Here is a 24,651-nt window from a genome sequence, read left to right as displayed (position 1 = left end):
TTCCGCAGGTTTTAGGCAATCAGGAAACGGGCATTCGGCCGTCTTTCGGCGGACTGCGGGCACAGCTTTGATCCTACGTTCGAAATGCGTTCGACCAGGCGTTGCCCGGCGCTACGCCGGTTCACGCGACGGAGACGGCTCCCGAGGTGACTGCCGCCGAGTCGCTCGACTCGAGGGCCTCCCGGATCGCGGCCGCGACGGCGGGGTGGACCGGCAGGGCGAGATGTCCGATTCCGCTGACACGTACGTTCTGCGCGACGAGGTCGGGGTGGTCGATGCAGGCCGTCTCGACCGGGACCATGATCTGGTCGAGATCGCTCCAGAAACTCACGAACCGGGTGCGGCACCCAGGAGCGGGCTTGGTCAGCTCCTCGATCACGGCCGAGCCGGGACGCATCTGGCGCACGATGGGGTGCGCACTGGCGAGCGGGGCTACGGCGGTGCCCGAATGGGGCGTTCCGAGCGTGACCAGGGTGCGTACGCGCAGGTCGCCGCCGAGGCGCTGCACGTAATAGCGGGCGATCAGGCCGCCCAGGCTGTGCCCGACGATGTCGATCTCGCGTCGGCCGGTACGTGCGCAGATCTGCTCGATGTGGCGGCCCAGCAGTTCGGCGGCCGTGCGGATGTCGCAGGTCAGAGGTGAGTAATTCAGGCACTCGACCTGCTGTCGGCCGTGCCGGGCGAGGGCGCGGCGCAACAGGACGAAGACGGAGCGGTTGTCCACGAAGCCGTGGAGGAGCACGACGGGCGGGTGGACCGGGCCGCCGGTCGGGAGCAGTGCGGCGTCGGAGGGGTGGGGCTCCGGATCCGGTGCCGGGGTGGGCGCGGGGCGCTCCGGGGTCAGGCCGGTGGGGTAGAGAAGCAGATGCCCGGCGAGGATCGCCAGCTCGAGGGCGGTGGCGCGCAGTAGAGCGGCGGATATTCGCAGGTGTCGGACGGGGCGCAGACACAGCGGAAAGAAGGGGAGAACCCTCATGGCCGACCTCCCGTACGGCACGCCGGAGGACGGCTCCGTCCCCCGTGTGCCCTCGTGGGAGCTGCCGCAGGTACTGTGCGGCCCCTGGCCCGAACCGGGCCAGGGGCCCACGGCGTCGTACGCCGTGCCGCGCGGCTGACGGCACGGGGGTACGACCCTGTTGCGGCTCCCGTAGCGACCGTGCCTGCGGCGGTGGTGCGGCTTGTGTTCCGCCTGATGCGGGTACGACGCATAGCGAACTTGTCCCACGTGTGATTTCCCCCTCGCTGTCCACCGCGAAACGGCCGGTTGCGGGATGCTGGAGATAACGTTCGTTCACTTCCCCGGGCCTGAGTCGGCGCGGGACCCGTGCCCAGTGCGGCGCAGTCGGTATGTGGAGGCAGTGATGGGTGTGACCGGTCCGATCCGTGTGGTGGTGGCCAAGCCGGGTCTCGACGGCCACGACCGGGGTGCCAAAGTGATCGCGCGGGCGCTGCGCGACGCGGGTATGGAGGTCATCTACACCGGCCTCCACCAGACCCCGGAGCAGATCGTGGACACGGCGATCCAGGAGGACGCGGACGCGATCGGCCTGTCCATCCTTTCCGGCGCGCACAACACGCTCTTCGCGAAGGTGATCGCGCTCCTGAAGGAGCGCGAGGCGGAGGACATCAAGGTCTTCGGCGGCGGCATCATCCCGGAGGCGGATATCGCTCCGCTGAAGGAACTGGGCGTCGCGGAGATCTTCACGCCGGGGGCGACGACGGCGTCGATCGTCGACTGGGTCAACGCGAATGTGCGGGAGCCGGCGGGCGCGTAGCGGTTTGCCGTGCGGGTGCGGGTCGCCTGCGGCGGGCCTTCCCCTACCCGCCCTCCCCCTACGGCCTGGCGGCCGTGGGAGGTACCCCCATCTCGTTACTGGGGCAAGCCCCCAGACCCCCGTATGCGGCCTTCGGCCGCATGTCCTCAAACGCAGGACGGGCTGGAATTCCGCCCGTCCTGCCAGAATTTGAGGCCTACCCGGGCAAATCCAGCCCCGCCGGCGATTGAGGCGCGGGGGTTCGGGGGCCGAGTCCCCGCAAGGGAGCCGGGGCGGAGCCCCGGTTCAGAGCGGCGCACCCCCGAGCTCCGTCCGTATCGTCGCGCGCAGTCTCAGTGTCGACACCAGTCGCTGGAAGGCCTCCGACCAGTAGCCTCCCGCCCCCGGCGACGCCCCCTCCGTCTCGTCCGGGGTCGCCGTCAGCAGTTCCAGGCGGCTCGCCTCCGCAGGGTCCAGACAGCGCTCCGCGAGGCCCATCACGCCGCTGAAGCTCCACGGGTAGCTACCCGCGTCCCGCGCGATGTCCAGCGCGTCGACCACCGAGCGGCCCAGCGGCTCCGCCCATGGAACGGCGCAGACGCCGAGGAGCTGGAAGGCCTCCGACAAGCCGTGCGCCGCGATGAACTCCGCCACCCAGGCCGCCCTCTCGCCTGCCGGAAGCGTCGCGAGCAGCTTTGCCCGCTCGGCGAGGGACGAGGTGCCCGGACCTGTCTCCGGCGGGGCGGCCGGGGCGCCGAGGAGGGCGCGGGACCACTCCGCGTCGCGTTGTCGCACCGCCGCCCGGCACCACGCCGCGTGCAGTTCCTGCCCCCAGTCCTCGGCGACGGGCAGGGCGACGATCTCCTCGGCCGTGCGCCCGCCGAGCCGCGACGGCCAGGTGGACAGGGGGGCCGCCTCCACCAACTGGCCCAGCCACCATGACCTTTCGCCCCGGCCCGTCGGCGGGTTGGGCACCATCCCGTCGCGCTGCATGTCCGCATCGCACTCGTGCGGTGCCTCGACCGCGATCGTCGCCGCGCCCGCGCCGGCCCCGTCCCCGCTGCGGTCCAGGCCGACGCAGGACGCGGCCCGGGCTGCCATCCGTGCGGCGAGCGCGGAGTGCGGCAGCGCGGACAGGAGCTCGGCCGCCGTGGCGCGGACATTGCGGCTGCGGTCGGACAGGGCCCGCTCCAGGAACGGCTCGTCCTCGCCGGACAGCCCCGTACGCAGGGAGTCGAGGAACATCAGCCGGTCCTCGGCACGCTCTGTGCCCCACGTCGCGGTCAGCAGCGCCAGCGCGGCCCCCGCGTCGTGCACCCGCACCGCGGCCAGCAGGGCGACGCGCTCCGCGAACAGCCCTTCGTCCCAGAGCCGACTGACCGCCTCGGCGTCGGTCAGGTCCGGCAGCACGGCGCTCCCGGACGCGCCGCGCAGCGCGAACTTCCACTCCGGGTTGAGCCGGGCCAGCCACAGCCCGCGCGATCCGGCGAAGGCGAGGGCATGCGGTCGCAGGTCGGTCCGCGCCCGGGCCGCGTCGAGCAGCGCGGGAAGCAGGGACGGCGGCGCCTGGTAGCCGTGCTCGTTGGCCGCGGCGAGCCACTGCGGGAGCAGCTCGGTCAGATCGGGTGCCGTACCGCGCCGCCCGCCCGCCTGGGAGGGGGCGGACCGGTCGGCCAGCAGCTGGGCGAGCCGGCGCCGCGCGGCCACGGGCAGCCGTGGCCGAGTGTCCAGCGGCGCGGGCTCGGGACGGTCGGCCGAGGGTGCGGGCAGCAGTCCCGCCCTGCGCCGTACGGTATGGAGCGCCGCGGCGTCCAGTAGTGCGGCCGGGGCATCCTTGCCCGGGGTCAGGACCGCGTCCGGCGGCGTGCGGCGGTCGGTGCCGAGCAGGGCCGCGGTGACGAGTTCTTCCCAGGCCGATGGGCTGGTGGTGCCAGTCATGGGGTCCTCCGTACGTTCAGATCAGCGGGACCGTCTCGGACCCGTCCTCGGACCAGGCGGCGAGCGGCGAGAAGCCCTGGTGGCCGCACTCGCCGAAGACGGTGACCGGGCCGCCGCCGGAGACGGCCACGAGCTTCAGCAGCCCGGAGCGGGCGAGCGCCGCCGGCGCGACGGGCAGCGCGGTCTTGCCGTCGGCGTCGGCCAGTTGCCACCCTCCGTCCGACGGAACGGGGATGACGCGGCTCAGCGTCACCGGCCAGGAATCCAGCCAGGGGTCGTCCCGCAGTGCTTGCCCGTACGCCTCCAGGGCCGCCGCGGTCGGGCCGCCCGGCGGTGGCGACGTGATCGGGACGGGCGCGCCGAACTGCTCGCCCAGGTCCGCCCGCAGCTGTCCCGCACCCGCGTACGGAGTGAGCTCTGCGTCGATCATCAGCCCCACCGGAAGGGCCTGCTGCGGGGACCGTCCCGCCGCGCCGAACGAGAGCAGCAGTGCCATGCGCCCGGACTCGCGTCCGTACAGCCAGATACGCCGAGTCGCGATCTTGCCGTCCGAGGAGTCGTACTGAGCGAGGATCAGCCAGTCGTCCCGCACCGCCGGGCCCTCGGCGGACGAGGTGAGCCCGACCCGGGTGCGGACCGTCGCGGCCAGCGGCGGCGGCAGGCGCTCGATCCCCAACCAGGCCGCGTCCAGCAGATGGATCAGCGCGAACTCCTCCAGCAGCCGCACCGGCCAGCCGGGCCCCGAACCCGGTATCGCCCCCAACTCACGCACCCGGCCCGCCAGTCCGGGAGCCTGCGCGTCGACCATCCGGGCGGCCGTCTCCTCCCACAGCCCGTACCCCGCCTGCTCGGCCGCGGCCAGGCCGCCGCGCAGCAGGTCGGACAGCCGCTGCTCCAGCTCGGTCGCCCCCGCGGTGATCCGCTCCGCCCGGCGCTCGGCCCTGCGCCTGGCCGCCTCGGGATCGGCGGTCTTCGCCGCCTGCCCCGCTCCGCTCTCTTCCTTGTCCGTGGCGCGCTTTCTGCGCCCTTCCAGCCACTCCTCGGCCCAGTCCGGTGTGCTCGCGACCTGCACGGCGTCCTCGTCCGCCGCCCAGAGCAGCAGCAGCCCCAGCGCGTGCTTGCACGGGAACTTCCGGCTGGGGCAACTGCACTTGTACGCCGGGCCGGTGGTGTCGACGACGGTCTGGTACGGCTTGCTGCCGCTGCCCTTGCACAGGCCCCACACGGCCCCCGAGCCGCTGCTGCCCGCACCGGACCACGGCCCGGCCGCACCGAGTTTGTTTCCCGCTTTGCGTGACGCGTCGTCAGGAGCCAGTGCCAGCACCTGTTCCGACGTCCAGCGCACCCCCAGCTGATTCATGGTGACGACGCTACGGGTCACCACTGACAACGGGCTCTGACCTGCGGCTTCGTATGCGGCGAGGTCGATTGTCAGTGGCATGGTGCACCGTGGAATCCACATCGGGTCGAACGATCTGGAACCGATCTGGAGGGGGATCCATGACCGTGTCCGAAACCGGGGCAGTCACCGGCGCCGAGGCCCTGCGGCCGCATGCCGAGGACGCTTTCGCCGCGGAGCTCAAGGCGCTCGCAGCGGCCGACGACCGGCCGCGCCCGGTCAATTGGCGGCTGTCGCCGTGGGCCGTGTCCACCTATCTGCTCGGCGGCGCGCTCTCCGACGGGACGGTGATCACGCCCAAGTACGTGGGTCCGCGCCGGATCGTCGAGGTCGCCGTCACCACACTCGCCACCGACCGGGCGCTGCTGCTCCTCGGCGTGCCCGGCACCGCGAAGACCTGGGTCTCCGAGCATCTGGCCGCCGCCGTCAGCGGCGACTCGACGCTGCTCGTGCAGGGCACGGCGGGCACACCCGAAGAGGCGATCCGCTACGGCTGGAACTACGCCCGGTTGCTCGCCCACGGCCCCAGCCGCGACGCGCTCGTGCCCAGCCCCGTCATGCGCGCCATGGCGGAGGGCATGACGGCGCGGGTCGAGGAGCTCACCCGTATCCCCGCCGACGTACAGGACACGCTGATCACGATCCTGTCCGAGAAGACCCTGCCGATCCCGGAGTTGGGGCAGGAGGTGCAGGCCGTGCGCGGGTTCAACCTCATCGCCACGGCCAATGACCGCGACCGCGGGGTCAATGACCTGTCCAGCGCGCTGCGCCGCCGCTTCAACACCGTTGTGCTGCCGCTGCCCGCGACGTCCGAGGCCGAGGTCGACATCGTGTCGCGGCGCGTCGACCAGATCGGGCGCTCCCTCGATCTGCCGGCCGTGCCCGAGGGGCTTGAGGAGATCCGCCGGGTGGTCACCGTCTTCCGCGAGCTGCGGGACGGCGTCTCGGCGGACGGCCGCACCAAGCTCAAGTCGCCCTCGGGCACGCTCTCCACGGCCGAGGCGATCTCCGTCGTCACGGGCGGCCTCGCGCTCGCCGCGCACTTCGGCGACGGCGTGCTGCGGCCGGGCGATGTGGCGGCGGGGATCCTCGGCGCCGTCGTCCGCGACCCGGCGGCGGACCGCGTCATCTGGCAGGAGTACCTGGAGACGGTGGTGCGTGAACGGGACGGCTGGAAGGACTTCTACCGCGCCTGCCGTGAGGTGAGCGTATGACCGGCCCCCTGCTCCTCGGCGTCCGTCACCACGGTCCCGGCTCGGCACGGGCGGTGCGGGCCGCGCTGGACGCGGCATCGCCCCCGGCGGTGCTGATCGAGGGACCGCCCGAGGGCGACGCGCTGCTGGCGCTGGCGGCGGACGAGCAGATGCGCCCGCCGGTCGCGCTGCTCGCCCATGCCGTGGACGACCCGGGACGGGCGGCGTTCTGGCCGCTGGCCGCGTTCTCGCCGGAGTGGGTGGCGATCCGCTGGGCGCTGGAGCGGGAGGTGCCGGTGCGGTTCATCGACCTGCCGGCCGCGCATTCGCTGGCACTGGCGGCGGCGGAGGAGGAGAAGGACTCCCCGGACGCGGATCCGGCCCGGGACGAGGATCCGAAGCTCCTCCCGGACGGGGTGGCCGTCGACCCCGAATGGGATGCGGTTCCGGGCGGGGAGCCGCTCGGCGTCGTACCCGACGCGGCGGCCGTCGATCCCGAATGGGATGCCGTGCCCGACGCGGGTCTGCGGATCGATCCCATCGCCGTCCTCGCCGAGACCGCCGGGTACGACGACCCCGAGCGGTGGTGGGAGGACGTCGTCGAGCACCGCGGGTCCGGGTCCAGGGCAGGGCCGGAGGGCCGGGCTGAGGACGACCCCCGCGCGCCGTTCGCCGCGCTCGGCGAAGCCATGGCCGCGCTGCGCGAGACGCACGGCCACGGCGGGCACGACCGCGACCTCGCCCGCGAGGCCCATATGCGGATCCAACTGCGCGCCGCGCGCAAGGAGTTCGGGGACAACGTCGCCGTCGTCTGCGGCGCCTGGCATGTGCCCGCGCTCGCCGAGAGGACCACCCTCGCCGCCGACAAGGCCCTCCTCAAGGGACTGCCCAAGGTCAGGACCGAGATGACCTGGGTGCCCTGGACACACCGCAGGCTCGCCCGGCACAGCGGCTACGGCGCTGGGATCGACTCACCCGGCTGGTACGGACACCTCTTCGGCGCGCCCGACCGGCCCGTGGAGCGCTGGATGACCAAGGTCGCCCGGCTGTTGAGGGACGAGGACCGGATGGTCTCCTCGGCCCATGTCATCGAGGCCGTCCGCCTCGCCGACACTCTTGCCGCGATGCGCGGCCGGCCGCTGGCCGGGCTGACCGAGACGACCGATGCCGTACGGGCGGTGATGTGCGACGGCTCCGACGTTCCGCTCGACCTGATCAGGGACCGGCTGATCGTCGGGGACGTTCTCGGCGAGGTGCCGGACGCCGCACCCGCCGTGCCGCTGCAGCGTGACCTGAGCCGCCTCCAGCGCAGCCTCCGGCTCAAACCGGAGGCACTGGAGCGCGAGCTGGAGCTCGATCTGCGCAAGGAGACCGACGCGGCGAAGAGCCGCCTGCTGCACCGGCTGAAGCTGCTCGGCGTCGGCTGGGGCGAGCCCGTCACGGGCCGGGGGAGCACCGGCACCTTCCGGGAGAGCTGGCGGCTGCGCTGGGAGCCCGAGCTCTACGTCAAGGTCGCGGAGGCCGGGGTGTGGGGGACCACCGTGCTCTCCGCGGCCACCGCGAAGGCGGAGAACCAGGCGGTGGCGGCCACCGCCCTCGCCGAGGTCACCGAGCTCGCCGAGCAGTGCCTGCTGGCCGAACTGCCGGGCGCGCTCCCCGTCGTGATGAGGGCGCTCGCCGACCGTGCCGCCCTTGACGCCGACGTCGGCCATCTCGCGCAGGCGCTCCCCGCCCTGGCCCGTTCCCTGCGGTACGGAGACGTGCGGTCAACCGACACGGCAGCACTCGGCGAGGTCGCGGCCGGGCTCGCCGAGCGCGTCTGCGTCGGCCTGCCGCCCGCGTGCACCGGGCTCGACGCGGACGGCGCGGCCGAGATGCGCGGACACCTGGACGGGATGCACACCGCGATCGGACTGCTGCCCGCAGCACAGGAGTTGAGCGGGCGCTGGGGTTCGGTCCTGCACCGGCTCGCGGGGCGGGACACCGTACCGGGGGTCATACGGGGCCGGGCCGCCCGGCTGCTGCTGGACGACGGCCGGCTCGAGGAGGCCGAGGCCGGGCGCCTCATGGGCCTCGCGCTCTCGCCCGGCACAGCGCCCACCGAAGCGGCCGCCTGGATCGAGGGCTTCGTCGGCGGTGCCTCGGGAGGAGGGATGCTCCTGGTTCACGACGAGCGCCTGCTCGGGCTCGTCGACGCCTGGCTGACGGGAGTTCCGGCGGACGCGTTCACCGACGTCCTGCCGCTGCTGCGCCGCACGTTCTCCGCGTACGAAGCAGGTGTGCGCCGCACCCTGGGTGAGCTGGTCAGGCGCGGGCCATCGGCGGCCCCCGGTGAGATGCGCGCCGAGTCCACGGTGCGCGGCTTCGGCCCGGGCCTCGACGAAGAGCGGGCCGACGCGGTGCTGCCGCTCCTGCGACTGCTGCTCGGCACCCAGGACACCGACGACAACGACCGTGTGGACAACGACCTTGTGGGGGTGGGCCGATGAGCCACGACGACGAGCGGCTGCGGCGCTGGCGGCTGGTGCTCGGCGGCGAGTCCGCGGACGGCACCGGCTGCGCCCTCGCCGGTACGGATGCGGCGATGGACGGCGCGCTGACCGCCCTCTACGGCAACGACGGCGCCAGGAACGCTGACCGCGCCCGCACCCGTTCGGCAGGCCTGGGGGCGTCCGCGCCCTCGGTCGCCCGCTGGCTCGGCGACATCCGTACGTACTTCCCGAGCTCCGTCGTCCAGGTCATGCAGCGCGACGCGATCGACCGGCTCGGTCTGTCCACGCTGCTGCTGGAGCCGGAGATGCTGGAGGCCGTGGAGGCGGACGTCCATCTCGTCGGCACCCTGCTCTCGCTCAACAAGGTCATGCCCGAGACGACCAAGGAGACGGCCCGGGCCGTCGTGCGCAAGGTCGTCGACGACCTGGAGAAACGGCTGGCCACCCGCACGCGCTCCACCCTCACCGGGGCGCTCGACCGCTCGGCGAGGATCAACCGCCCGCGCCACCGGGACATCGACTGGGACCGCACCATCCGGGCGAACCTCAAGAACTACCTTCCTGAGTTCAACACGGTCGTGCCCGAGCGGCTCATCGGGTACGGGCGGGCGTCGCAGTCCGTCAAGAAGGACGTCGTCCTCTGCATCGACCAGTCGGGTTCGATGGCGGCCTCCGTCGTCTACGCCTCGGTGTTCGGCGCGGTCCTGGCCTCCATGCGCTCCATCGCCACCCGGCTTGTCGTCTTCGACACCGCGGTCGTCGATCTCACTGACCAGCTCGACGATCCGGTCGACGTCCTGTTCGGCACCCAGCTCGGCGGAGGCACCGACATCAACCGGGCGCTCGCGTACTGCCAGTCGCAGATAACGCGCCCGGCCGACACCGTCGTCGTACTGATCAGCGACCTCTACGAGGGCGGTATACGGGACGAGATGCTGAAGCGGGTCGCGGCGATGAAGGCGTCGGGCGTGCAGTTCGTCGCGCTGCTGGCGCTCTCCGACGAGGGGACGCCCGCGTACGACCGCGAGCACGCGGCGGCCCTCGCGGCGCTGGGCGCACCGGCGTTCGCGTGTACGCCGGATCTGTTCCCGGAGGTGATGGCGGCGGCGATCGAGAAGCGGCCGCTTCCCATACCGGACAAGTGACCCATCAGTAACCAGGGACTTGCGTGCCCCCGGGAGTCTCGTGCGAGCATCGTCCCGATCCCCGCGGAAGGTCCGCTTCCGCCGACAGGGAAGGCCCCTTCACCGTGACTGCCGCAGCTGCTCGTTCTGCTGCTGTCCTGCGCGTACTGCGCCGGGTGGCGGGCGGACGGCGTGCGCTGCGCGTGATGCTGTTCCTCGGGGGCCTGCTGACGATCGGTCTTCTCTACGGCGGTCAGGCGCACGCGGCCGAACTGCCGCAGCCGACGGCGGCCACCGAGACATCAGCGATGTCGGCCGACGCCGAGGCGAGCGTCGCAACGTCGGTGCAGCAGGCCCCGGTAGGGGAACTGCGGCGCGTGGTGCGGTCCGTCGAGCCGGTGCGCGAAGTGGCGCGGCCGGTCGTGGACACAGTGCGCCATGTCGTACGGCCCGTGGTCCAGCAGCTCACCGAGCCGCTCGGCGGGCTGCCCGTCCAGTCGCTGCCGGAGCCCCCTCCCGTACCGCTGACACCTCCGGGCAGCGACGCGGACAAGGTGGGTACGCCGCAGCTTCTCCTCGGCCGGTCTGCGGTCGTCGAGGCGGGCGGGTCGACCGAGGCGGCGACCGTCACCACCCGGGGACAGCTCGGCAGTTACGGCACCGGACTCGACGGCCCTTGGGCCGAAGCCCGCTCCGAGCGGCCCGTTTCCGCGCCCGCTCAAGTCCCGGGCGAGCCCTGCGACTCCACCCCCGGCACGCTGCAGCAGTCCACCGAGACCCACACGCCGCGCACGGGCGACCAGCATGCGGCGACGAGTGCGTACGACAGGCCGTTCGCGCTCGTACCCGGCGCGGGCGGGTCGGCGGCGGAAGCGCCGACCCGCGAACGACCGCGCGACATCCTCGAATTCCCCGGCTAGGGCAGTCCTTTCCCCCGCTCAAGACCTGCCGCGCGGGGGCGGGACAGGTCTGCCCGCCAACCGGATAGTTCCGGACAGCCGAACCACTTCGAAGGATTTGACACAAGCATGCACAAGAACATTCGCCGTTCCATAGCCGTCGCCGCCACGGCCACCGGTATGTGGGCGCTCGGGACCGCCGCGGCCAGCGCCGACGAGCTGCCCGTCTCCGTGCCGCTCTCCACTCCCGACGAGGCGGCCGACGTCGTCGACGACGTCACGGACGTCCAGTCGGAGGTCCGCTCGGAGATCCAGCCCGAGGTTCAGTCCGTCGTTCAGGGCATCGATGCCGTCGGCGCCGCCAAGGGTGCCGCCTCCGACGCGCGCGCCACCGCCACCGGCTCGGCCACCTACGCCCAGGGTTCGGCCCAGAGCGTCGCCGAGCAGGCCCGTCAGTACGCCGAGGCCGAGCTCCCGGCGTACGACGTCCCTTCGCACGACGTCCCCGCGTACGAGGTTCCGGCCACCCCCGGCGTCGCCGACGTCCAGGCCGAGATCGACTACCTCTTCGGTCCGCTCGCGGCCTTCGCGCCGCAGCTCGCCGAGCAGGCCCCGGCCCAGGCCCAGTACACGGCGCAGAGCACCGTCGCCGCCGCCACCCCGATCGCCGACGCGGCCGCGCAGGACACCCTGCCGCCCATCGCCTCCCGGGCCGTCGACGGCGTCCGCCCGGTCGCCGGTCAGGCGGTCGGCGACATCGGCGGGCTCGCGCAGGGCGTCGTCGGTGACGTGACGCCGTTCGCGGGCGGTGTCGTCTCCGAGGTCCAGCCGTTCGCCGGTGGCGTGGTCTCCGAGGTCCAGCCCTTCGCGGGCGGCGTCGTCGGCGCGGTCACGCCGCTCGTCGACACCGTCGTCGGCCAGGTCCAGCCCGTCGCGTACGGAGTCGGCGGCAGCGCGGGCACCCTCGCGCAGGGTGTCGTCGGTGATGTCGCCCCGTTCGCGGGCGGTGTGGTCTCCGACGTCCGGCCGTTCGCGCAGGACGTCCACGGCACGGCCGACTCGACGCAGCTCGCCGGCAACGCCGTCTCCGGCGCCCAGGGCCTGGCTGCCACGGTCACCCCGGGTTACGCCTCGCACCTGACCCAGGGCATCTGAGGCAGCAGCGCTGTCCGGCAGGCGGGCCGGATTTTCCACGGGCGGTCCTCATTGGGGTGGGGACCGCCCGTTTCCTTCGGTGTAGCCCCTGTTCGGCGCGCCCACCCGTGCGATCTGTGACCGTAATCACCGCTCAGGTGTGATCTGCGATTTAGGGACCCCGGTCCGGCGGGGATAACCTGCGAGACGGACATGCCGCGTACTCGGCCACCGTGTACGCCTCCCTTGTGACAGCGCAGTCACGTTGCCCTTCGCGGCACGCCCACGCAGACAACGAACCGCGATCAGTAGAAAAGGGACGGACGCGCGTGGACCTGTTCGAGTACCAGGCGAGGGACCTCTTCGCCAAGCACGGTGTACCGGTGCTGGCCGGTGAAGTCATCGACACGCCTGAGGCGGCGCGCGCGGTGACCGAGCGTCTGGGCGGCCGGTCGGTCGTCAAGGCGCAGGTGAAGGTCGGCGGCCGCGGCAAGGCCGGCGGCGTGAAGCTGGCCTCCGACCCGGACGACGCCGTCGAGAAGGCCGGTCAGATCCTCGGCATGGACATCAAGGGCCACACGGTCCACAAGGTCATGCTCGCGGAGACTGCGCCGGAGATCGCCGAGGAGTACTACGTTTCATACCTCCTCGACCGCACCAACCGCACGTTCCTCGCCATGGCCTCCGTCCAGGGCGGCGTGGAGATCGAGGTCGTCGCGGAGGAGAACCCCGAGGCCCTCGCGAAGATCCCGGTCAACGCCAATGAGGGCGTCGACCTTGAGAAGGCCCGCGAGATCGTCGCGGCCGCGAAGTTCCCGGCCGATGTCGCCGACCAGGTCGCCGACATCCTCGTGACCCTGTGGAAGACCTTCATCGAGGAGGACGCCCTCCTCGTCGAGGTCAACCCGCTGGCCAAGGTCGCCGACGGCCGGGTCATCGCTCTTGACGGCAAGGTCTCGCTCGACGAGAACGCCGACTTCCGCCAGCCGGAGCACGCGGCGTTCGAGGACAAGGACGCAGCCAACCCGCTCGAGGCTGCTGCCAAGGCCAAGAACCTCAACTACGTCAAGCTCGACGGCGAGGTCGGCATCATCGGCAACGGCGCGGGTCTGGTCATGTCGACCCTCGACGTCGTCGCGTACGCCGGTGAGAACCACGGCGGCGTGAAGCCCGCCAACTTCCTCGACATCGGCGGCGGCGCCTCGGCCGAGGTCATGGCGAACGGCCTCGAGATCATCCTCGGCGACCCGGACGTCCGCTCCGTGTTCGTCAACGTCTTCGGCGGCATCACCGCCTGTGACGAGGTCGCCAAGGGCATCGTCCAGGCCCTGGAGCTGCTCGAGACCAAGGGCGAGGCAGTCACCAAGCCGCTGGTCGTGCGCCTCGACGGCAACAACGCGGAGCTGGGTCGCCAGATCCTGTCCGACGCCAACCACCCGCTCGTGCAGCGCGTGGACACCATGGACGGCGCGGCCGACAAGGCCGCCGAGCTCGCGGCCGCGAAGTAAGGGAACTCAGACCACCATGGCTATCTTCCTCACCAAGGACAGCAAGGTCATCGTCCAGGGGATGACCGGCTCCACCGGCATGAAGCACACCAAGCTCATGCTGGCCGACGGCACCAACGTCGTCGGTGGCGTGAACCCCCGCAAGGCGGGCACCAGCGTCGACTTCGACGGCACCGAGGTGCCGGTCTTCGGCTCCGTCGCCGAGGCGATGGAGAAGACCGGGGCCGACGTCTCCGTCCTCTTCGTGCCGCCGGCCTTCGCCAAGGCCGCCGTGGTCGAGGCGATCGACGCCGAGATCCCGCTGGCCGTCGTCATCACCGAGGGCATCGCGGTGCACGACTCCGCCGCGTTCTGGGCGTACGCGGGCAGCAAGGGCAACAAGACCCGGATCATCGGTCCGAACTGCCCCGGTCTGATCACCCCCGGCCAGTCCAACGCCGGCATCATCCCGGGCGACATCACCAAGCCCGGCCGCATCGGTCTCGTGTCCAAGTCCGGCACGCTGACCTACCAGATGATGTACGAGCTCCGTGACATCGGCTTCTCCTCCGCCGTCGGCATCGGTGGCGACCCGGTCATCGGTACGACGCACATCGACGCCCTCGCGGCGTTCGAGGCCGACCCGGAGACCGAGCTGATCGTGATGATCGGCGAGATCGGCGGCGACGCCGAGGAGCGTGCGGCGGACTTCATCGCGAAGAACGTCACCAAGCCGGTCGTCGGCTACGTCGCGGGCTTCACCGCGCCCGAGGGCAAGACCATGGGCCACGCCGGCGCCATCGTCTCCGGTTCCTCGGGCACGGCCGCGGCGAAGAAGGAGGCCCTCGAGGCCGCGGGCGTCAAGGTCGGCAAGACGCCGACCGAGACGGCCAAGCTGGCGCGCGCCATTCTGGCCGGCTGACCTTCGCAGTACTCCCGTGTGGGCCCGCACCTCTCAACGAGGTGCGGGCCCACACGCGTTACTGGGCGCTCCAGCTCAGCGATCTTGCGGTACCAGCCGTTCCGGGCCGTGCACCGGCTCGGAGAGCAGCCTCGCGCGCAGCTTTCTGTCCGTCGGAGTCAGCCTCTGCGGTCCTTCGTGCGGCGGTACGCCCTCGACCTGCCGGCCGGGGGAGACCGGCGGTTCGTACCGGGTCGGCGCGTTGATCATCGTCAGTGTGGTGGCACCGACGATCAGGGTGGTGACGGTGACAGCGACCCGCGTCCAGAACCGGGCCCGGCGCTCGCTGCCCGTCCGTACGTCCTGGGCGGGCATCAGCCGGGGCGCCGGACAGGAGTTGGCCAGTGCGGTGAGCCGGTCGTGGAGTGTGTCCGGCGCATCGAGTTCGGGCACCCGCTCGGCCAGGGCGGCGCGCGCATGCAGCACCCGGCTCGCCGCGGCGGGCGTGCTCGCCTCCGTCTCGGCGGCCGTCTCGGGCAGATCGAGGCCCACGCCGTCGTAGAGCAGCAGGGTCCGGCGGTAGTGCGGAGGCAGTTCGAGGAGTGCGTCCAGCAGTTCGCGGCGGTCGCGCTCGGCGGGCGGGGGGTCGGGGTAGCGGTGGACGCGCCGCATTCGCTGCCAGGGAGACATGGCGTGCTCGTACGCGGCGGCCCGCACCCAGCCCGGCGGGTCCCCGTCGACCGCGACCTCGGGCCAGCGTTGCCAGGCGAGGTGGAAGGCGCGCTCGACGGCCTCGTGGGAGAGCCTGCGACGGCCGGTGAGCAGGTAGGCCTGGCGTACGAGCGCGGGGGCGGCGTACGCGTAGAGGGCGTCGAAGGCCTCGGCGGGGGTGGGGGCCGGGGGTTCGGGCGTTGTCCGGGGCGGGCTGGAGTGTGGTGCGCCGGAGGGTGGCGGGGCAGGGTGGGCGGGGATCGTCGGGGGCTTGGCCGCGCGCTCGGCGGCGGGTTTCGGCCGGGTGGTGGCGTGGGCCTGCTTGGGCTTGGGCTTGGTCGTGGGCTTGGGTGCCGGTTCAGGGTCCGGGACCAGGTCCGGCGTGCGGGACGACTCCTCGGGTCCCGTATCCGCGAGGAGCTGCGCGTACAGCCTGAGCTTGCGTCCCCGGGGGCTGCTCCGCCCGGTCTCCCAGTTCCTGACCGTCGCCCGTGTGACGCCGACCGCTGTCGCCACCTGCTCCTCGCTCAGGGACTTCGCCTCGCGCAGCCTGCGCCGCTCCTTGGCGGAGGGCAGGGAGACGGACGCAGAGCGTCGGGTGCTCTCAGTCATGAGAGGCTCCCCGCAGCGCTGCACTGGGCGAAAAGTACATAAACGTATCTTGAGCGACACAGCGGGCATTCACCTGTTACATGGATAAACCGCGTGTCGTTGGCAGCATGGCCGGGTGACGCAGATGACTGAGCCCAGCCCGTTGCTGTCGCAAGCCCCGGCCGTCGTCCAGGGGGGCCGTGTACCCGCGCTGGCCGCGGCCCTCGTACGCGGGGTGACCGCCGCGGGGCTCGGGCTCGGCGCGCTCGCCGCCCTCGTGATGGTGCTGTGGATCAGCTCCCCCTACCCGGACAGGGGTCCTGGCGGGGCGCTGCACGTCGCCGCGGGGCTGTGGCTGCTGGCGCACGGCACGGAGCTCGTACGCGCCGACACGCTCTCCGGGAACCCGGCGCCGGTAGGCGTCGTACCGCTGCTGCTCGTCGCCCTGCCCGCGCTGCTCACGCACCGGGCCGCGCGCGATGCGCTCGAACCGGACGAGGGGCGGCCGCGGGCGTCGGCGCGGGGGGTGCTGTGCGCGGTGACTGCGGGGTATCTGCTGGTCGGCGGGGCCGTGGTGGTCTATGCGACGCGCGGTCCGCTGGCCGCCGACCTGCTGAGCGCGCTCCTCCATCTGCCGCTGGTGGCCGGGGCCTCCGCTGCGGCCGGGGTGTGGACCGCGAGCGGGCGGCCGCTCGGGCCGCTGCCCGCGTGGCTGCCCGAGCGGGTACGGGCCGAGCTTGCCCGTACCCGGATCACCGTCGCCGCACGGTCCGCGGCGGCGGGGGCGCTGGCGTTGCTGGGGGGTGGGGCGCTGCTGGTCGCGGTGTCACTGGTGTGGCACGCGGACGCGACGCAGGACTCGTTCCTGCACCTCGCGGATGAGTGGTCGGGGCGGCTCGCGCTGCTGCTACTGGGGCTTGCGCTGGTGCCGAACGCGGCGGTGTGGGGTGCGGCGTACGGTCTCGGCCCCGGTTTCGCGCTCGGTACGGGCGCCCTGGCGACGCCGCTCGCGTTCACCGGCGACCCGGCACTGCCGCACTTCCCGCTGCTGTCCGCGGTCCCGGCGGAGGGCCGCGGGACCGCGCTGAACTGGGCGGTGGTGGTCGTGCCGGTGGTGGCGGGGGTGGTGATCGCCTGGTTCACGGTACGGAGGGACGCGGTGTCGGGCGTCCGCGAGACCGCGCTCGCGGCGCTGCTGGGCGCGGTGGGCTGCGGGCTCCTCACCGCAGTGCTCGCGGCGGCGGCGGGCGGCGCGATGGGCACGGGCAGGCTGGCGGTGTTCGGCCCGGTGTGGTGGCTGACGGGCGCGGCGGCGACGGTCTGGACGGCGGCGGTGGGGGTGCCGGGGGCGCTGGGGGTAAGGGCGTGGCGGATGCGGGGGGCGGGGGTTGTGGCGGCCGAGCCAGCCGTGTCGGCCGTGTCGGAGGGGGCGGAGGAGGCGGAGGAGGCGGAGGAGGGGTACGACTTCCTGCCGGTGGTGGCGCTGGAGGAGAGGGAGCCGAGGGAGGTCCGGTGGGCGGCGCTGAAGGAGGCGTCGGGGGGACTGATGGCGGAGTTCCCGTCGGCGCCGGTCGCGGCGGAGCCGCCGGCAGCAGAGGAGGCCGGGACGTCTGTGCCGCTGGTTGCGGTGGAGCCGGAGGGGGAGCCGCCGGCAGCAGAGGAGGCCGGGACGTCTGTGCCGCTGGTTGCGGTGGAGCCGGAGGGGGAGCCGCCGGCAGCCGAGGAGACCGGGCCGTCGGTGCCGCTGGTTGCGGTGGAGCCGGAAGGAGAGCCACCGGCACCGGAAGAGCCCGGGCCGTCGGCGGCACCGTAGGAGGGTTTTTCCCCAGCCCCGCCCGTTTCCCGAAACTGGGGGCAAGGGCCCCAGACCCCCGGGGGAAGTGCGGCAGGTTCGTGCCGCAGGCGGGCACGGGGGCAAGCCCCCGGCCCCAGTCGGTCGGGCGGGCGGAGTGGGCCGGGGGCTACTCCTTGACGCCGATCACTCCGCGAAGCGGATCCGGCAGCAAGTCGTTGCAGGCCAGCTGGCCCGACTTCGTCAGGGCGTCGTTCACGCACGTGTAGTAGTCGCGGTACACCAGCTGCGCCGTGAACGACGCCGCCACGATCACCAGCGCGATGCTCGCCATCACCAGGCCGCTCACCGCCGCCGTCAGCTGGGACTTGTTCGGGGGTGTCGGCGGCGTCGCGGGCGGGGGAGGGGACATCGGGTCCACCGGGCGGCGTTGGGGCTTGGCGCGCAGGGAGCTGATGCTCCAGTACAGCGCCAGCGCACCCAGCAGCAGCGCGATCTCCGGGAGGTCGAACAGCGCGAAGAAGAACGCCCACATGCCCGACAGCAGCGCATACCGAGCCCGCCGCTGCGCCGGGTCCGTCGGATCCCATTTCATGCCGCCGGGCGAGCCGCCGTCCTGGCCCTGGCGGCCTCCGCCGTTCTGGCCGTTCTCGCCGTTCTCGCCGTTCTGGCCGCCGGGGCGGCCGCCGAAGCCGCCGCCCGACGAGCGGCCCGGCTGGCGGCTGCTCCACTGGCTGCCCCAGGCCGGGCGCTCGCCCTGGTCGCCCGAGGGGTCCGACGAGCCGGACGAGGAGTCGTCGGAGTTGCCGTCGTTCGCAGGGCGGCGCGGCTGCCAGGGCTGGTCCGGCCGGCCCTCCGGGGGCGGCGCGAAGGGATTGTTGTCATCCGTGGACTGGCGCTCCCGCGGCAACAGGAGGTCCGTACGGCGGCGTCGGTCCGGCATCTGGTGAACGTCTTCCCCTCAGACCCAGCGCGCATGGGGTCTTGTCTCGTCGTGCCCGTCGGGGGACGGGCCTGTCCCCAGACGCTACCTCCCGGCCACGCCCCCGTCCCGTGGGGGCCGTTCTGTGTGCCGGTATCGTTGCTGACGGTCGGCCCCTTCGTAGAGTTCCCCGTATCGCGGGGCGCGAATGATTCGTAGGACCGCACAAACGCCGAACAGCCAGCGAACAGCAAGCACGCGAGAAAGAGACCCGCCGTGGCCTCCCCGCCCCCCTCCGCCCGACCGGCCCGCCTCGTGGTCCTGGTCTCCGGTTCCGGTACGAATCTGCAGGCTCTGCTCGACGCCATCGATGACGATCCGCAGGGCTTCGGCGCCCGTATCGTCGCCGTCGGGGCAGACCGGGACAAGATCGCCGGTCTCGAGCGCGCCGAGCGCGCCGGGCTGCCCACCTTCGTGTGCAAGGTGAAGGACTACGAGACCCGCGAGGCGTGGGATCTCGCGCTCGCCGAGGCCACCGCCGCGTACGAACCGGACCTGGTCGTCTCGGCCGGTTTCATGAAGATCGTGGGCAAGGAATTCCTCGCCCGTTTCGGCGGACGGTTCGTGAACACCCATCCCGCCCTGCTGCCCAGCTTCCCCGGAGCCCACGGCGTGCGTGACGCGCTCGCGTACGGCGCGAAGGTCACCGGGTGCACCGTCCACTTCGTCGACGACGGCGTCGACACCGGGCCGATCATCGCGCAGGGCGTGGTCGAGGTCCGGGACAAGGACGACGAAGTCGCTCTTCACGGGCGCATCAAGGAAGTCGAGCGTCAGCTGCTCGTCGAGGTCGTGGGGCGTCTGGCCCGTAACGGCTACCGCATTGAGGGACGAAAGGTTCATGTCGGTGAATAAGCCCATCCGTCGCGCGCTGGTGAGTGTCTACGACAAGACAGGGCTGGAGGAGCTCGCCCGCGGGCTCAACGAGGCCGGCGTCGAGCTGGTCTCCACCGGTTCCACCGCCGCGAAGATCGCCGCGGCCGGGGTGCCGGTCACCAAGGTCGAGGAGCTCACCGGCTTCCCCGAGTGCCTGGACGGCCGGGTCAAGACGCTGCACCCGCGCGTGCACGCCGGGATCCTCGCCGATCTGCGCCTCGCGTCGCACCGCGAGCAGCTCGCCGAGCTCGGTGTCGAGCCCTTCGACCTGGTGGTCGTGAACCTGTACCCCTTCCGGGAGACCGTCGCTTCGGGAGCCACCCCGGACGAGTGCGTCGAGCAGATCGACATCGGCGGCCCGTCGATGGTCCGCGCCGCCGCCAAGAACCACCCGTCCGTCGCGGTCGTCACCAGCCCCGCGCGGTACAAGGGCGTTCTCGCCGCGGTGAAGGAGGGCGGCTTCGACCTGGCCGCCCGCAAGCGCCTGGCCGCCGAGGCCTTCCAGCACACCGCCGCGTACGACGTGGCCGTCGCCTCCTGGTTCGCGAGCTCCTACGCCCCAGCCGACGAGTCGGGCTTCCCCGACTTCCTCGGTGGTACCTGGGAGCGCGAGAACGTCCTGCGCTACGGCGAGAACCCGCACCAGGGCGCCGCGCTGTACGTCAACGGCAACGGCGGCCTCGCCGAGGCCGAGCAGCTGCACGGCAAGGAGATGTCGTACAACAACTACACGGACACGGACGCCGCCCGCCGTGCCGCGTACGACCACACCGAGCCGTGCGTGGCGATCATCAAGCACGCCAACCCGTGCGGTATCGCGGTCGGCGCGGACGTCGCCGAGGCGCACCGCAAGGCTCACGCCTGCGACCCGCTCTCCGCGTTCGGCGGAGTGATCGCGGTCAACCGCCCGGTCTCCAAGGAGATGGCGGAGCAGGTCGCGGAGATCTTCACCGAGGTCATCGTCGCCCCCGGCTACGAGGACGGCGCGGTCGAGATCCTCGCCCGCAAGAAGAACATCCGCGTGCTGCGCGCCGAGGGCGCCCCGGCCAACCCGGTCGAGCTCAAGCCGATCGACGGTGGCGCGCTGCTCCAGGTCACCGACCGCCTCCAGGCCGACGGCGACGACCCGGCGAACTGGACGCTCGCGACCGGCGAGGCGCTGACCGCCGACGAGCTGGCCGAGCTCGCCTTCGCGTGGCGGGCCTGCCGCGCGGTGAAGTCCAACGCGATCCTGCTCGCGAAGGGCGGTGCGTCGGTCGGCGTCGGCATGGGCCAGGTCAACCGCGTCGACTCGGCGAAACTCGCGGTCGAACGCGCAGGCGAGGAGCGGGCGCAGGGCTCGTATGCGGCCTCGGACGCGTTCTTCCCGTTCCCGGACGGCCTGGAGATCCTGACCGCGGCGGGCGTCAAGGCCGTGGTGCAGCCGGGCGGTTCGGTACGGGACGAGCTGGTGGTCGAGGCGGCGAAGAACGCGGGCGTGACGATGTACTTCACGGGCACGCGCCACTTCTTCCACTGACCTGAGAAAGGCCGAAGGCCGTAATCCCGCCGGTTTCGGCGAGGGTTACGGCCTTCGTGCGGTGTTCGCGCAGTGTTGGTTCGAACAGGCTCAGTGGCGCGGGCGCCGGAACCACTCCGCGGTCGCGCTCTTGGACGCGAACACGACCAGCAGGATCGCCACGATGAACGTGATGATGCCGACCGGGATCGTGAAGAGGCCGCTGATGATGGCGAACGAGCCGTAGACGATGGAGCAGACGCGGACGCCGTTCTCACCGCTGGCGAACTTCAGCGCGAGCACCAGGCCGAGCGCGGCGAACACCAGGGCGAGCACCATGAGGAAGCCGATGATGCCCTTGCCGAGGTCGGCGAACGTCTGGGCGTCGGAGCCGCTGAAACTGGAGTTGTGGGTGGCGTCGTCGAACTTCGACAGCGTGTAGGCGTAGATGCCCGAGACGATGACCTGGCAGACGACGATCACGTACAGGAAGATGCGGGCCGCCTTGGTGATGCCCGGCATCTCCGTGGGGCCGGTCGCGTAGCCGCCGCCGTACGGCTGGACCGGCGGCGCCTGCGGGTAGCCGTAACCGGGCTGACCCTGCGGCTGGGGCTGGCCATATCCCGGCTGGCCGCCCTGGGGCTGGCCGTAGCCCGGCTGGCCGCCCTGAGGCTGGCCGTACGGGTTGTTCGGGTCGCCGAAGCTCATGGGGGGATTCCTCCGTTGAATGTGCGGGGACGACGCGGTCCGAGCGGAGGAACTTCACAAGATCAGCGGTTTGCCCCCCAACACTGCCGCGGTACTGCGCGGATCATCGTCGTATTAAGGTCGACTTTTTGTCCAGTCGGTATCCGTATGTGTTGTGCAAGTGCAACCTCCCCTTGTGTTTGCCGGGGCAGGAGGGGCGCGTGCGGTCACCGGAACGAGGGCCGAATTGGAACCGGGGCGGGTCCATCCGCGAGGATGGGTCCATGACTGCCCAGATTCTCGATGGCAAGGCCACCGCAGCCGCGATCAAGTCCGACCTGACCGCCCGCGTGGCGGCCCTCAAGGAGCGGGGCATCACCCCCGGCCTCGGGACGCTGCTCGTCGGGGACGACCCCGGCAGCCGGTGGTACGTCAACGGCAAGCACCGCGACTGCGCGCAGGTCGGCATCGCCTCCATCCAGCGTGAGCTGCCGGACACGGCCTCGCAGGAAGAGATCGAGGCGGTCGTCCGCGAGCTCAACGACAACCCCGAGTGCACCGGCTACATCGTCCAACTCCCGCTGCCCAAGCACATCGACACCAACAAGGTGCTCGAGCTGATGGACCCGGCAAAGGACGCGGACGGGCTGCACCCGATGAGCCTCGGGCGCCTCGTGCTGGGAATCGAGGGGCCGCTGCCGTGCACTCCGAACGGCATCATCCAGCTGCTCCGCCACCACGGCGTCGAGATCAAGGGTGCGCACGTCGTGGTCCTGGGCCGCGGTATCACCGTGGGCCGCTCCCTGCCGCTGCTGCTGACCCGCAAGTCCGAGAACGCGACGGTGACGCAGTGCCACACCGGCACGCGCGATCTGCCGATGCATCTGCGGCAGGCCGACATCATCGTGTCGGCGGCCGGTGTGCAGCACATCATCAAGCCCGAGGACGTCAAGCCGGGTGCCGCGGTCCTCGATGTCGGCGTCAGCCGTGACGCGGAGGGCAAGATCGCCGGAGACGTCCACCCGGGCGTCGCGGAGGTCGCGGGCTGGATCTCGCCGAACCCGGGCGGCGTGGGCCCGATGACCCGCGCGCAGTTGCTGGTCAATGTCGTCGAGGCGGCCGAGCACACGGCTGTGGCTGCCGAGGGCTGAGCGGATCGGGAGAGGCTGAGCCCATGGGCGTACGCACGAACGACGAATCCGAGCCGACGGGCGGCGCGGCGGGCTCGGCCCCCGGGGCCGGGCGGGGCCGCGCGGGCGAGCCTGCCCCGGACGTGGCGGCCGCGGCCGTCCTGGCGGAGGCTGTCCATCCGCGGACCGCGGCTGCTGACGCCGACTCCGAGGGCTCCAGCGGTACGGGCACCGGCGACTCGGACAGGAGGCCCGAGGCCCACACCGCCGACGAGCCGCACGCGCCGGACGCCGAGACCCAGGCCGCCCCCAAAGCCCCCTCCCGGCGGCCGCCCTCCCTCACCCAGGACACCGCCCGGCCCGAAGGCGGCGGGCGTGCCGCCCCCGGCGACGCCTCCGCGCCGGCGCGGCAGTGGCCGCTGCTCACCGTTCTCGCCCTGGCCGGGCTCGGGCTCGTCATCGTCGGCACGGATGCCTTCGCCGACGCGTTCCGCGTGGGCACGATCCTCATCGGGGTCGCGCTCATCACCGGCGCCGTCATGCGCCGCATCCTGCCCTCCGTCGGGATGCTCGCGGTGCGCTCGCGCTTCACCGACATGGTCACGTACGGACTGCTCGGCACGGTGATCGTGCTGATCGCGCTCGTGACCCAGCCGAACCCCTGGCTGGACGTCCCGTTCCTGGAGGACGCGGTCCACTTCACCGTGCGTTAGCGGACGCTCACGTCGAGTACCTTGATGGCGGGACACATCGACGCGTGAGAGGGACGTTCCACCTCATGGCCAAGATCAACGTAGCCAACCCCGTCGTCGAGCTCGACGGCGACGAGATGACCCGCATCATCTGGTCCTTCATCAAGGACAAACTGATCCTTCCGTACCTCGATGTCGAGCTGAAGTACTTCGACCTGGGCATGGAGCACCGCGACGCCACCAACGACCAGGTGACCGTCGACGCCGCCAACGCCATCAAGGAGTACGGCGTCGGCGTGAAGTGCGCGACCATCACGCCGGACGAGGCGCGGGTCGAGGAGTTCAACCTCAAGGCGATGTACCGCTCGCCGAACGGCACGATCCGCAACATCCTCGGCGGCGTGATCTTCCGCGAGCCGATCATCATGGAGAACGTGCCGCGGCTCGTACCGGGGTGGACCAAGCCGATCGTCGTCGGCCGTCACGCCTTCGGCGACCAGTACCGCGCCACCGACCTGAAGATCCCGGGCCCCGGCACGCTCACCATGACCTTCACCCCCAAGGACGGCTCCGAGCCGATCGAGGTGGAGGTCCACGAGTTCCCGGGCGCCGGTGTCGCGCTCGGCATGTACAACCACGACGACTCGATCCGCGACTTCGCGCGCGCCTCGTTCCGCTACGGCCTGGCGCGTGACTTCCCGGTCTACATGTCGACGAAGAACACGATCCTCAAGAAGTACGACGGTCGCTTCAAGGACATCTTCCAGGAGATCTTCGACGCCGAGTTCAAGGCCGACTTCGACAAGGCGGGTCTGACCTACGAGCACCGCCTCATCGACGACATGGTCGCCGCGGCGCTCAAGTGGGAGGGCGGCTACGTCTGGGCGTGCAAGAACTACGACGGCGACGTCCAGTCCGACATCGTCGCGCAGGGCTTCGGCTCGCTCGGCCTGATGACCTCGGTCCTCATGTCGCCCGACGGCAGGACCGTCGAGGCCGAGGCCGCACACGGCACGGTCACCCGCCACTACCGCCAGCACCAGCAGGGCAGGGCGACTTCGACCAACCCCATCGCCTCGATCTTCGCCTGGACCCGTGGTCTCGCCCACCGGGGCAAGCTGGACGGCACGCCCGAGGTCACCAGGTTCGCCCAAACCCTGGAACAGGTCTGCGTCGACACCGTCGAGAGCGGCCGGATGACGAAGGACCTGGCGCTGCTGATCTCCAAGGACACGCCGTGGCTGACCACGGAGCAGTTCCTGGACGCGCTCGACGCGAATCTGCGGAAGAAGATGGCCTCCGCCTGACGGGCCACGGCCACGGCAACTGCCTTGGAAACAGAGCCCGAACGGGCACGCACGGACCACACGT

Annotated in this window: 21 protein-coding genes; 15 read left to right on the top strand and 6 right to left on the bottom strand. The window is 71.8% G+C overall.

What is annotated here, in order from left to right; all coding sequences use genetic code 11:
* Nucleotides 1–121: 121 nt before the first annotated feature.
* A complete protein-coding gene (locus tag OG905_RS16470) occupies nt 122–976 on the bottom strand; it encodes an alpha/beta fold hydrolase (RefSeq protein WP_328670333.1) in 855 nt (284 codons plus the stop codon).
* Between OG905_RS16470 and OG905_RS16465 the strand changes: the two genes are divergently transcribed.
* Together OG905_RS16465 and OG905_RS16460 are read left to right on the top strand one after the other, a co-directional pair.
* Entirely contained in the window at nt 975–1,115 is a 141-nt protein-coding gene (locus OG905_RS16465) for a hypothetical protein (protein ID WP_328670332.1), read from the top strand. The genes OG905_RS16470 and OG905_RS16465 overlap by 2 nt on opposite strands.
* A gap of 246 nt (nt 1,116–1,361) precedes the next feature.
* Nucleotides 1,362–1,775, top strand: coding sequence for a cobalamin B12-binding domain-containing protein (locus tag OG905_RS16460; RefSeq protein WP_328670331.1), 414 nt, complete (start codon nt 1,362–1,364; stop codon nt 1,773–1,775).
* Nucleotides 1,776–2,060: 285 nt separating this feature from the next.
* Here the strand turns inward: OG905_RS16460 and OG905_RS16455 are convergent, their stop codons facing one another.
* The gene (locus tag OG905_RS16455) at nt 2,061–3,692 is read right to left on the bottom strand and encodes a DUF5691 domain-containing protein (protein ID WP_328670330.1); all 1,632 of its coding nucleotides are present in this window, start codon (nt 3,690–3,692) and stop codon (nt 2,061–2,063) included.
* 16 nt (nt 3,693–3,708) lie between these two features.
* The gene (locus tag OG905_RS16450) at nt 3,709–5,052 is read right to left on the bottom strand and encodes an SWIM zinc finger family protein (RefSeq protein WP_328670329.1); all 1,344 of its coding nucleotides are present in this window, start codon (nt 5,050–5,052) and stop codon (nt 3,709–3,711) included.
* Between the two features lie 140 nt (nt 5,053–5,192).
* Between OG905_RS16450 and OG905_RS16445 the strand changes: the two genes are divergently transcribed.
* The 7 genes from OG905_RS16445 (at nt 5,193) to sucD (ending at nt 14,342) form a co-directional block, all read left to right on the top strand.
* On the top strand, nt 5,193–6,305 hold the full coding sequence (locus OG905_RS16445; RefSeq protein ID WP_328670328.1) for an ATP-binding protein: 1,113 nt from the start codon (nt 5,193–5,195) through the stop codon (nt 6,303–6,305).
* Complete coding sequence (locus tag OG905_RS16440) at nt 6,302–8,773, top strand: DUF5682 family protein (protein WP_328670327.1); 2,472 nt, start codon at nt 6,302–6,304, stop codon at nt 8,771–8,773. The genes OG905_RS16445 and OG905_RS16440 overlap by 4 nt, the downstream gene beginning before the upstream one ends.
* Nucleotides 8,770–9,921 (top strand): VWA domain-containing protein, encoded by a 1,152-nt coding sequence (locus tag OG905_RS16435; RefSeq protein ID WP_328670326.1) that lies wholly within the window; start codon nt 8,770–8,772, stop codon nt 9,919–9,921. Before OG905_RS16440 ends, OG905_RS16435 begins: the two co-directional genes overlap by 4 nt.
* A 104-nt stretch (nt 9,922–10,025) precedes the next feature.
* Entirely contained in the window at nt 10,026–10,820 is a 795-nt protein-coding gene (locus OG905_RS16430; protein ID WP_328670325.1) for a hypothetical protein, read from the top strand.
* Between the two features lie 108 nt (nt 10,821–10,928).
* Entirely contained in the window at nt 10,929–11,954 is a 1,026-nt protein-coding gene (locus OG905_RS16425) for a hypothetical protein (RefSeq protein ID WP_328670324.1), read from the top strand.
* 308 nt (nt 11,955–12,262) lie between these two features.
* Nucleotides 12,263–13,441 (top strand): ADP-forming succinate--CoA ligase subunit beta, encoded by a 1,179-nt coding sequence (sucC, locus tag OG905_RS16420; RefSeq protein ID WP_328670323.1) that lies wholly within the window; start codon nt 12,263–12,265, stop codon nt 13,439–13,441.
* Between the two features lie 16 nt (nt 13,442–13,457).
* Entirely contained in the window at nt 13,458–14,342 is an 885-nt protein-coding gene (gene sucD, locus OG905_RS16415; protein WP_328670322.1) for a succinate--CoA ligase subunit alpha, read from the top strand.
* A 75-nt stretch (nt 14,343–14,417) separates the two neighbouring features.
* Here sucD and OG905_RS16410 read toward each other — a convergent pair whose 3' ends face one another.
* Nucleotides 14,418–15,644 (bottom strand): sigma factor-like helix-turn-helix DNA-binding protein, encoded by a 1,227-nt coding sequence (locus OG905_RS16410; protein ID WP_328670321.1) that lies wholly within the window; start codon nt 15,642–15,644, stop codon nt 14,418–14,420.
* A 124-nt stretch (nt 15,645–15,768) separates the two neighbouring features.
* Between OG905_RS16410 and OG905_RS16405 the strand changes: the two genes are divergently transcribed.
* Nucleotides 15,769–17,436: a cell division protein PerM gene (locus OG905_RS16405; protein ID WP_328670320.1), complete on the top strand. Its 1,668-nt coding sequence runs from the start codon at nt 15,769–15,771 to the stop codon at nt 17,434–17,436.
* 148 nt (nt 17,437–17,584) lie between these two features.
* On the opposite strand, the gene OG905_RS16400 is transcribed toward OG905_RS16405, so the two are convergent.
* Nucleotides 17,585–18,358, bottom strand: coding sequence for a hypothetical protein (locus tag OG905_RS16400; protein WP_328670319.1), 774 nt, complete (start codon nt 18,356–18,358; stop codon nt 17,585–17,587).
* A gap of 255 nt (nt 18,359–18,613) precedes the next feature.
* On the opposite strand from OG905_RS16400, the gene purN reads away from it, so the two are divergent.
* Both purN and purH read left to right on the top strand, forming a co-directional pair.
* Nucleotides 18,614–19,252: a phosphoribosylglycinamide formyltransferase gene (gene purN, locus OG905_RS16395; protein ID WP_328670318.1), complete on the top strand. Its 639-nt coding sequence runs from the start codon at nt 18,614–18,616 to the stop codon at nt 19,250–19,252.
* Nucleotides 19,239–20,792 (top strand): bifunctional phosphoribosylaminoimidazolecarboxamide formyltransferase/IMP cyclohydrolase, encoded by a 1,554-nt coding sequence (gene purH, locus OG905_RS16390; RefSeq protein ID WP_328670317.1) that lies wholly within the window; start codon nt 19,239–19,241, stop codon nt 20,790–20,792. Before purN ends, purH begins: the two co-directional genes overlap by 14 nt.
* Before the next feature lie 90 nt (nt 20,793–20,882).
* Here purH and OG905_RS16385 read toward each other — a convergent pair whose 3' ends face one another.
* Nucleotides 20,883–21,479 carry a hypothetical protein gene (locus tag OG905_RS16385; RefSeq protein WP_328670316.1) on the bottom strand — a complete coding sequence of 199 codons (597 nt, stop codon included), beginning with the start codon at nt 21,477–21,479 and terminating at the stop codon, nt 20,883–20,885.
* Nucleotides 21,480–21,742: 263 nt separating this feature from the next.
* On the opposite strand from OG905_RS16385, the gene OG905_RS16380 reads away from it, so the two are divergent.
* The 3 genes from OG905_RS16380 to OG905_RS16370 all read left to right on the top strand — a co-directional run bounded on the left by OG905_RS16380 (nt 21,743) and on the right by OG905_RS16370 (nt 24,587).
* Nucleotides 21,743–22,609 (top strand): bifunctional methylenetetrahydrofolate dehydrogenase/methenyltetrahydrofolate cyclohydrolase, encoded by an 867-nt coding sequence (locus tag OG905_RS16380; protein WP_328670315.1) that lies wholly within the window; start codon nt 21,743–21,745, stop codon nt 22,607–22,609.
* 23 nt (nt 22,610–22,632) lie between these two features.
* Nucleotides 22,633–23,301 carry a DUF3017 domain-containing protein gene (locus tag OG905_RS16375; protein WP_328670314.1) on the top strand — a complete coding sequence of 223 codons (669 nt, stop codon included), beginning with the start codon at nt 22,633–22,635 and terminating at the stop codon, nt 23,299–23,301.
* Between the two features lie 65 nt (nt 23,302–23,366).
* Nucleotides 23,367–24,587: an NADP-dependent isocitrate dehydrogenase gene (locus OG905_RS16370; protein ID WP_328670313.1), complete on the top strand. Its 1,221-nt coding sequence runs from the start codon at nt 23,367–23,369 to the stop codon at nt 24,585–24,587.
* The last annotated feature ends 64 nt before the right edge of the window (nt 24,588–24,651 follow it).

Source organism: Streptomyces sp. NBC_00322 (assembly GCF_036147535.1).
In the GTDB taxonomy this organism is placed as follows: domain Bacteria; phylum Actinomycetota; class Actinomycetes; order Streptomycetales; family Streptomycetaceae; genus Streptomyces.
The sequence above is the reverse complement of the archived record's forward strand: the minus strand, read 5'-3'. Positions and strand labels throughout refer to the sequence as shown.

Bases quoted from the DNA above. Each gene is read 5' to 3' on its own strand.
- OG905_RS16460 (WP_328670331.1), top strand. From the start codon at position 1,362: ATGGGTGTGACCGGTCCGATCCGTGTGGTGGTGGCCAAGCCGGGTCTC.
- OG905_RS16470 (WP_328670333.1), bottom strand. From the start codon at position 976: ATGAGGGTTCTCCCCTTCTTTCCGCTGTGTCTGCGCCCCGTCCGACAC.
- OG905_RS16380 (WP_328670315.1), top strand. From the start codon at position 21,743: ATGACTGCCCAGATTCTCGATGGCAAGGCCACCGCAGCCGCGATCAAG.
- OG905_RS16405 (WP_328670320.1), top strand. From the start codon at position 15,769: ATGACTGAGCCCAGCCCGTTGCTGTCGCAAGCCCCGGCCGTCGTCCAG.
- OG905_RS16370 (WP_328670313.1), top strand. From the start codon at position 23,367: ATGGCCAAGATCAACGTAGCCAACCCCGTCGTCGAGCTCGACGGCGAC.
- OG905_RS16385 (WP_328670316.1), bottom strand. From the start codon at position 21,479: ATGAGCTTCGGCGACCCGAACAACCCGTACGGCCAGCCTCAGGGCGGC.
- OG905_RS16465 (WP_328670332.1), top strand. From the start codon at position 975: ATGGCCGACCTCCCGTACGGCACGCCGGAGGACGGCTCCGTCCCCCGT.
- OG905_RS16400 (WP_328670319.1), bottom strand. From the start codon at position 18,358: ATGCCGGACCGACGCCGCCGTACGGACCTCCTGTTGCCGCGGGAGCGC.
- sucD (WP_328670322.1), top strand. From the start codon at position 13,458: ATGGCTATCTTCCTCACCAAGGACAGCAAGGTCATCGTCCAGGGGATG.
- OG905_RS16455 (WP_328670330.1), bottom strand. From the start codon at position 3,692: ATGACTGGCACCACCAGCCCATCGGCCTGGGAAGAACTCGTCACCGCG.
- OG905_RS16375 (WP_328670314.1), top strand. From the start codon at position 22,633: ATGGGCGTACGCACGAACGACGAATCCGAGCCGACGGGCGGCGCGGCG.
- OG905_RS16445 (WP_328670328.1), top strand. From the start codon at position 5,193: ATGACCGTGTCCGAAACCGGGGCAGTCACCGGCGCCGAGGCCCTGCGG.
- OG905_RS16450 (WP_328670329.1), bottom strand. From the start codon at position 5,052: ATGAATCAGCTGGGGGTGCGCTGGACGTCGGAACAGGTGCTGGCACTG.
- purH (WP_328670317.1), top strand. From the start codon at position 19,239: ATGTCGGTGAATAAGCCCATCCGTCGCGCGCTGGTGAGTGTCTACGAC.
- OG905_RS16440 (WP_328670327.1), top strand. From the start codon at position 6,302: ATGACCGGCCCCCTGCTCCTCGGCGTCCGTCACCACGGTCCCGGCTCG.
- OG905_RS16435 (WP_328670326.1), top strand. From the start codon at position 8,770: ATGAGCCACGACGACGAGCGGCTGCGGCGCTGGCGGCTGGTGCTCGGC.
- OG905_RS16410 (WP_328670321.1), bottom strand. From the start codon at position 15,644: ATGACTGAGAGCACCCGACGCTCTGCGTCCGTCTCCCTGCCCTCCGCC.
- OG905_RS16425 (WP_328670324.1), top strand. From the start codon at position 10,929: ATGCACAAGAACATTCGCCGTTCCATAGCCGTCGCCGCCACGGCCACC.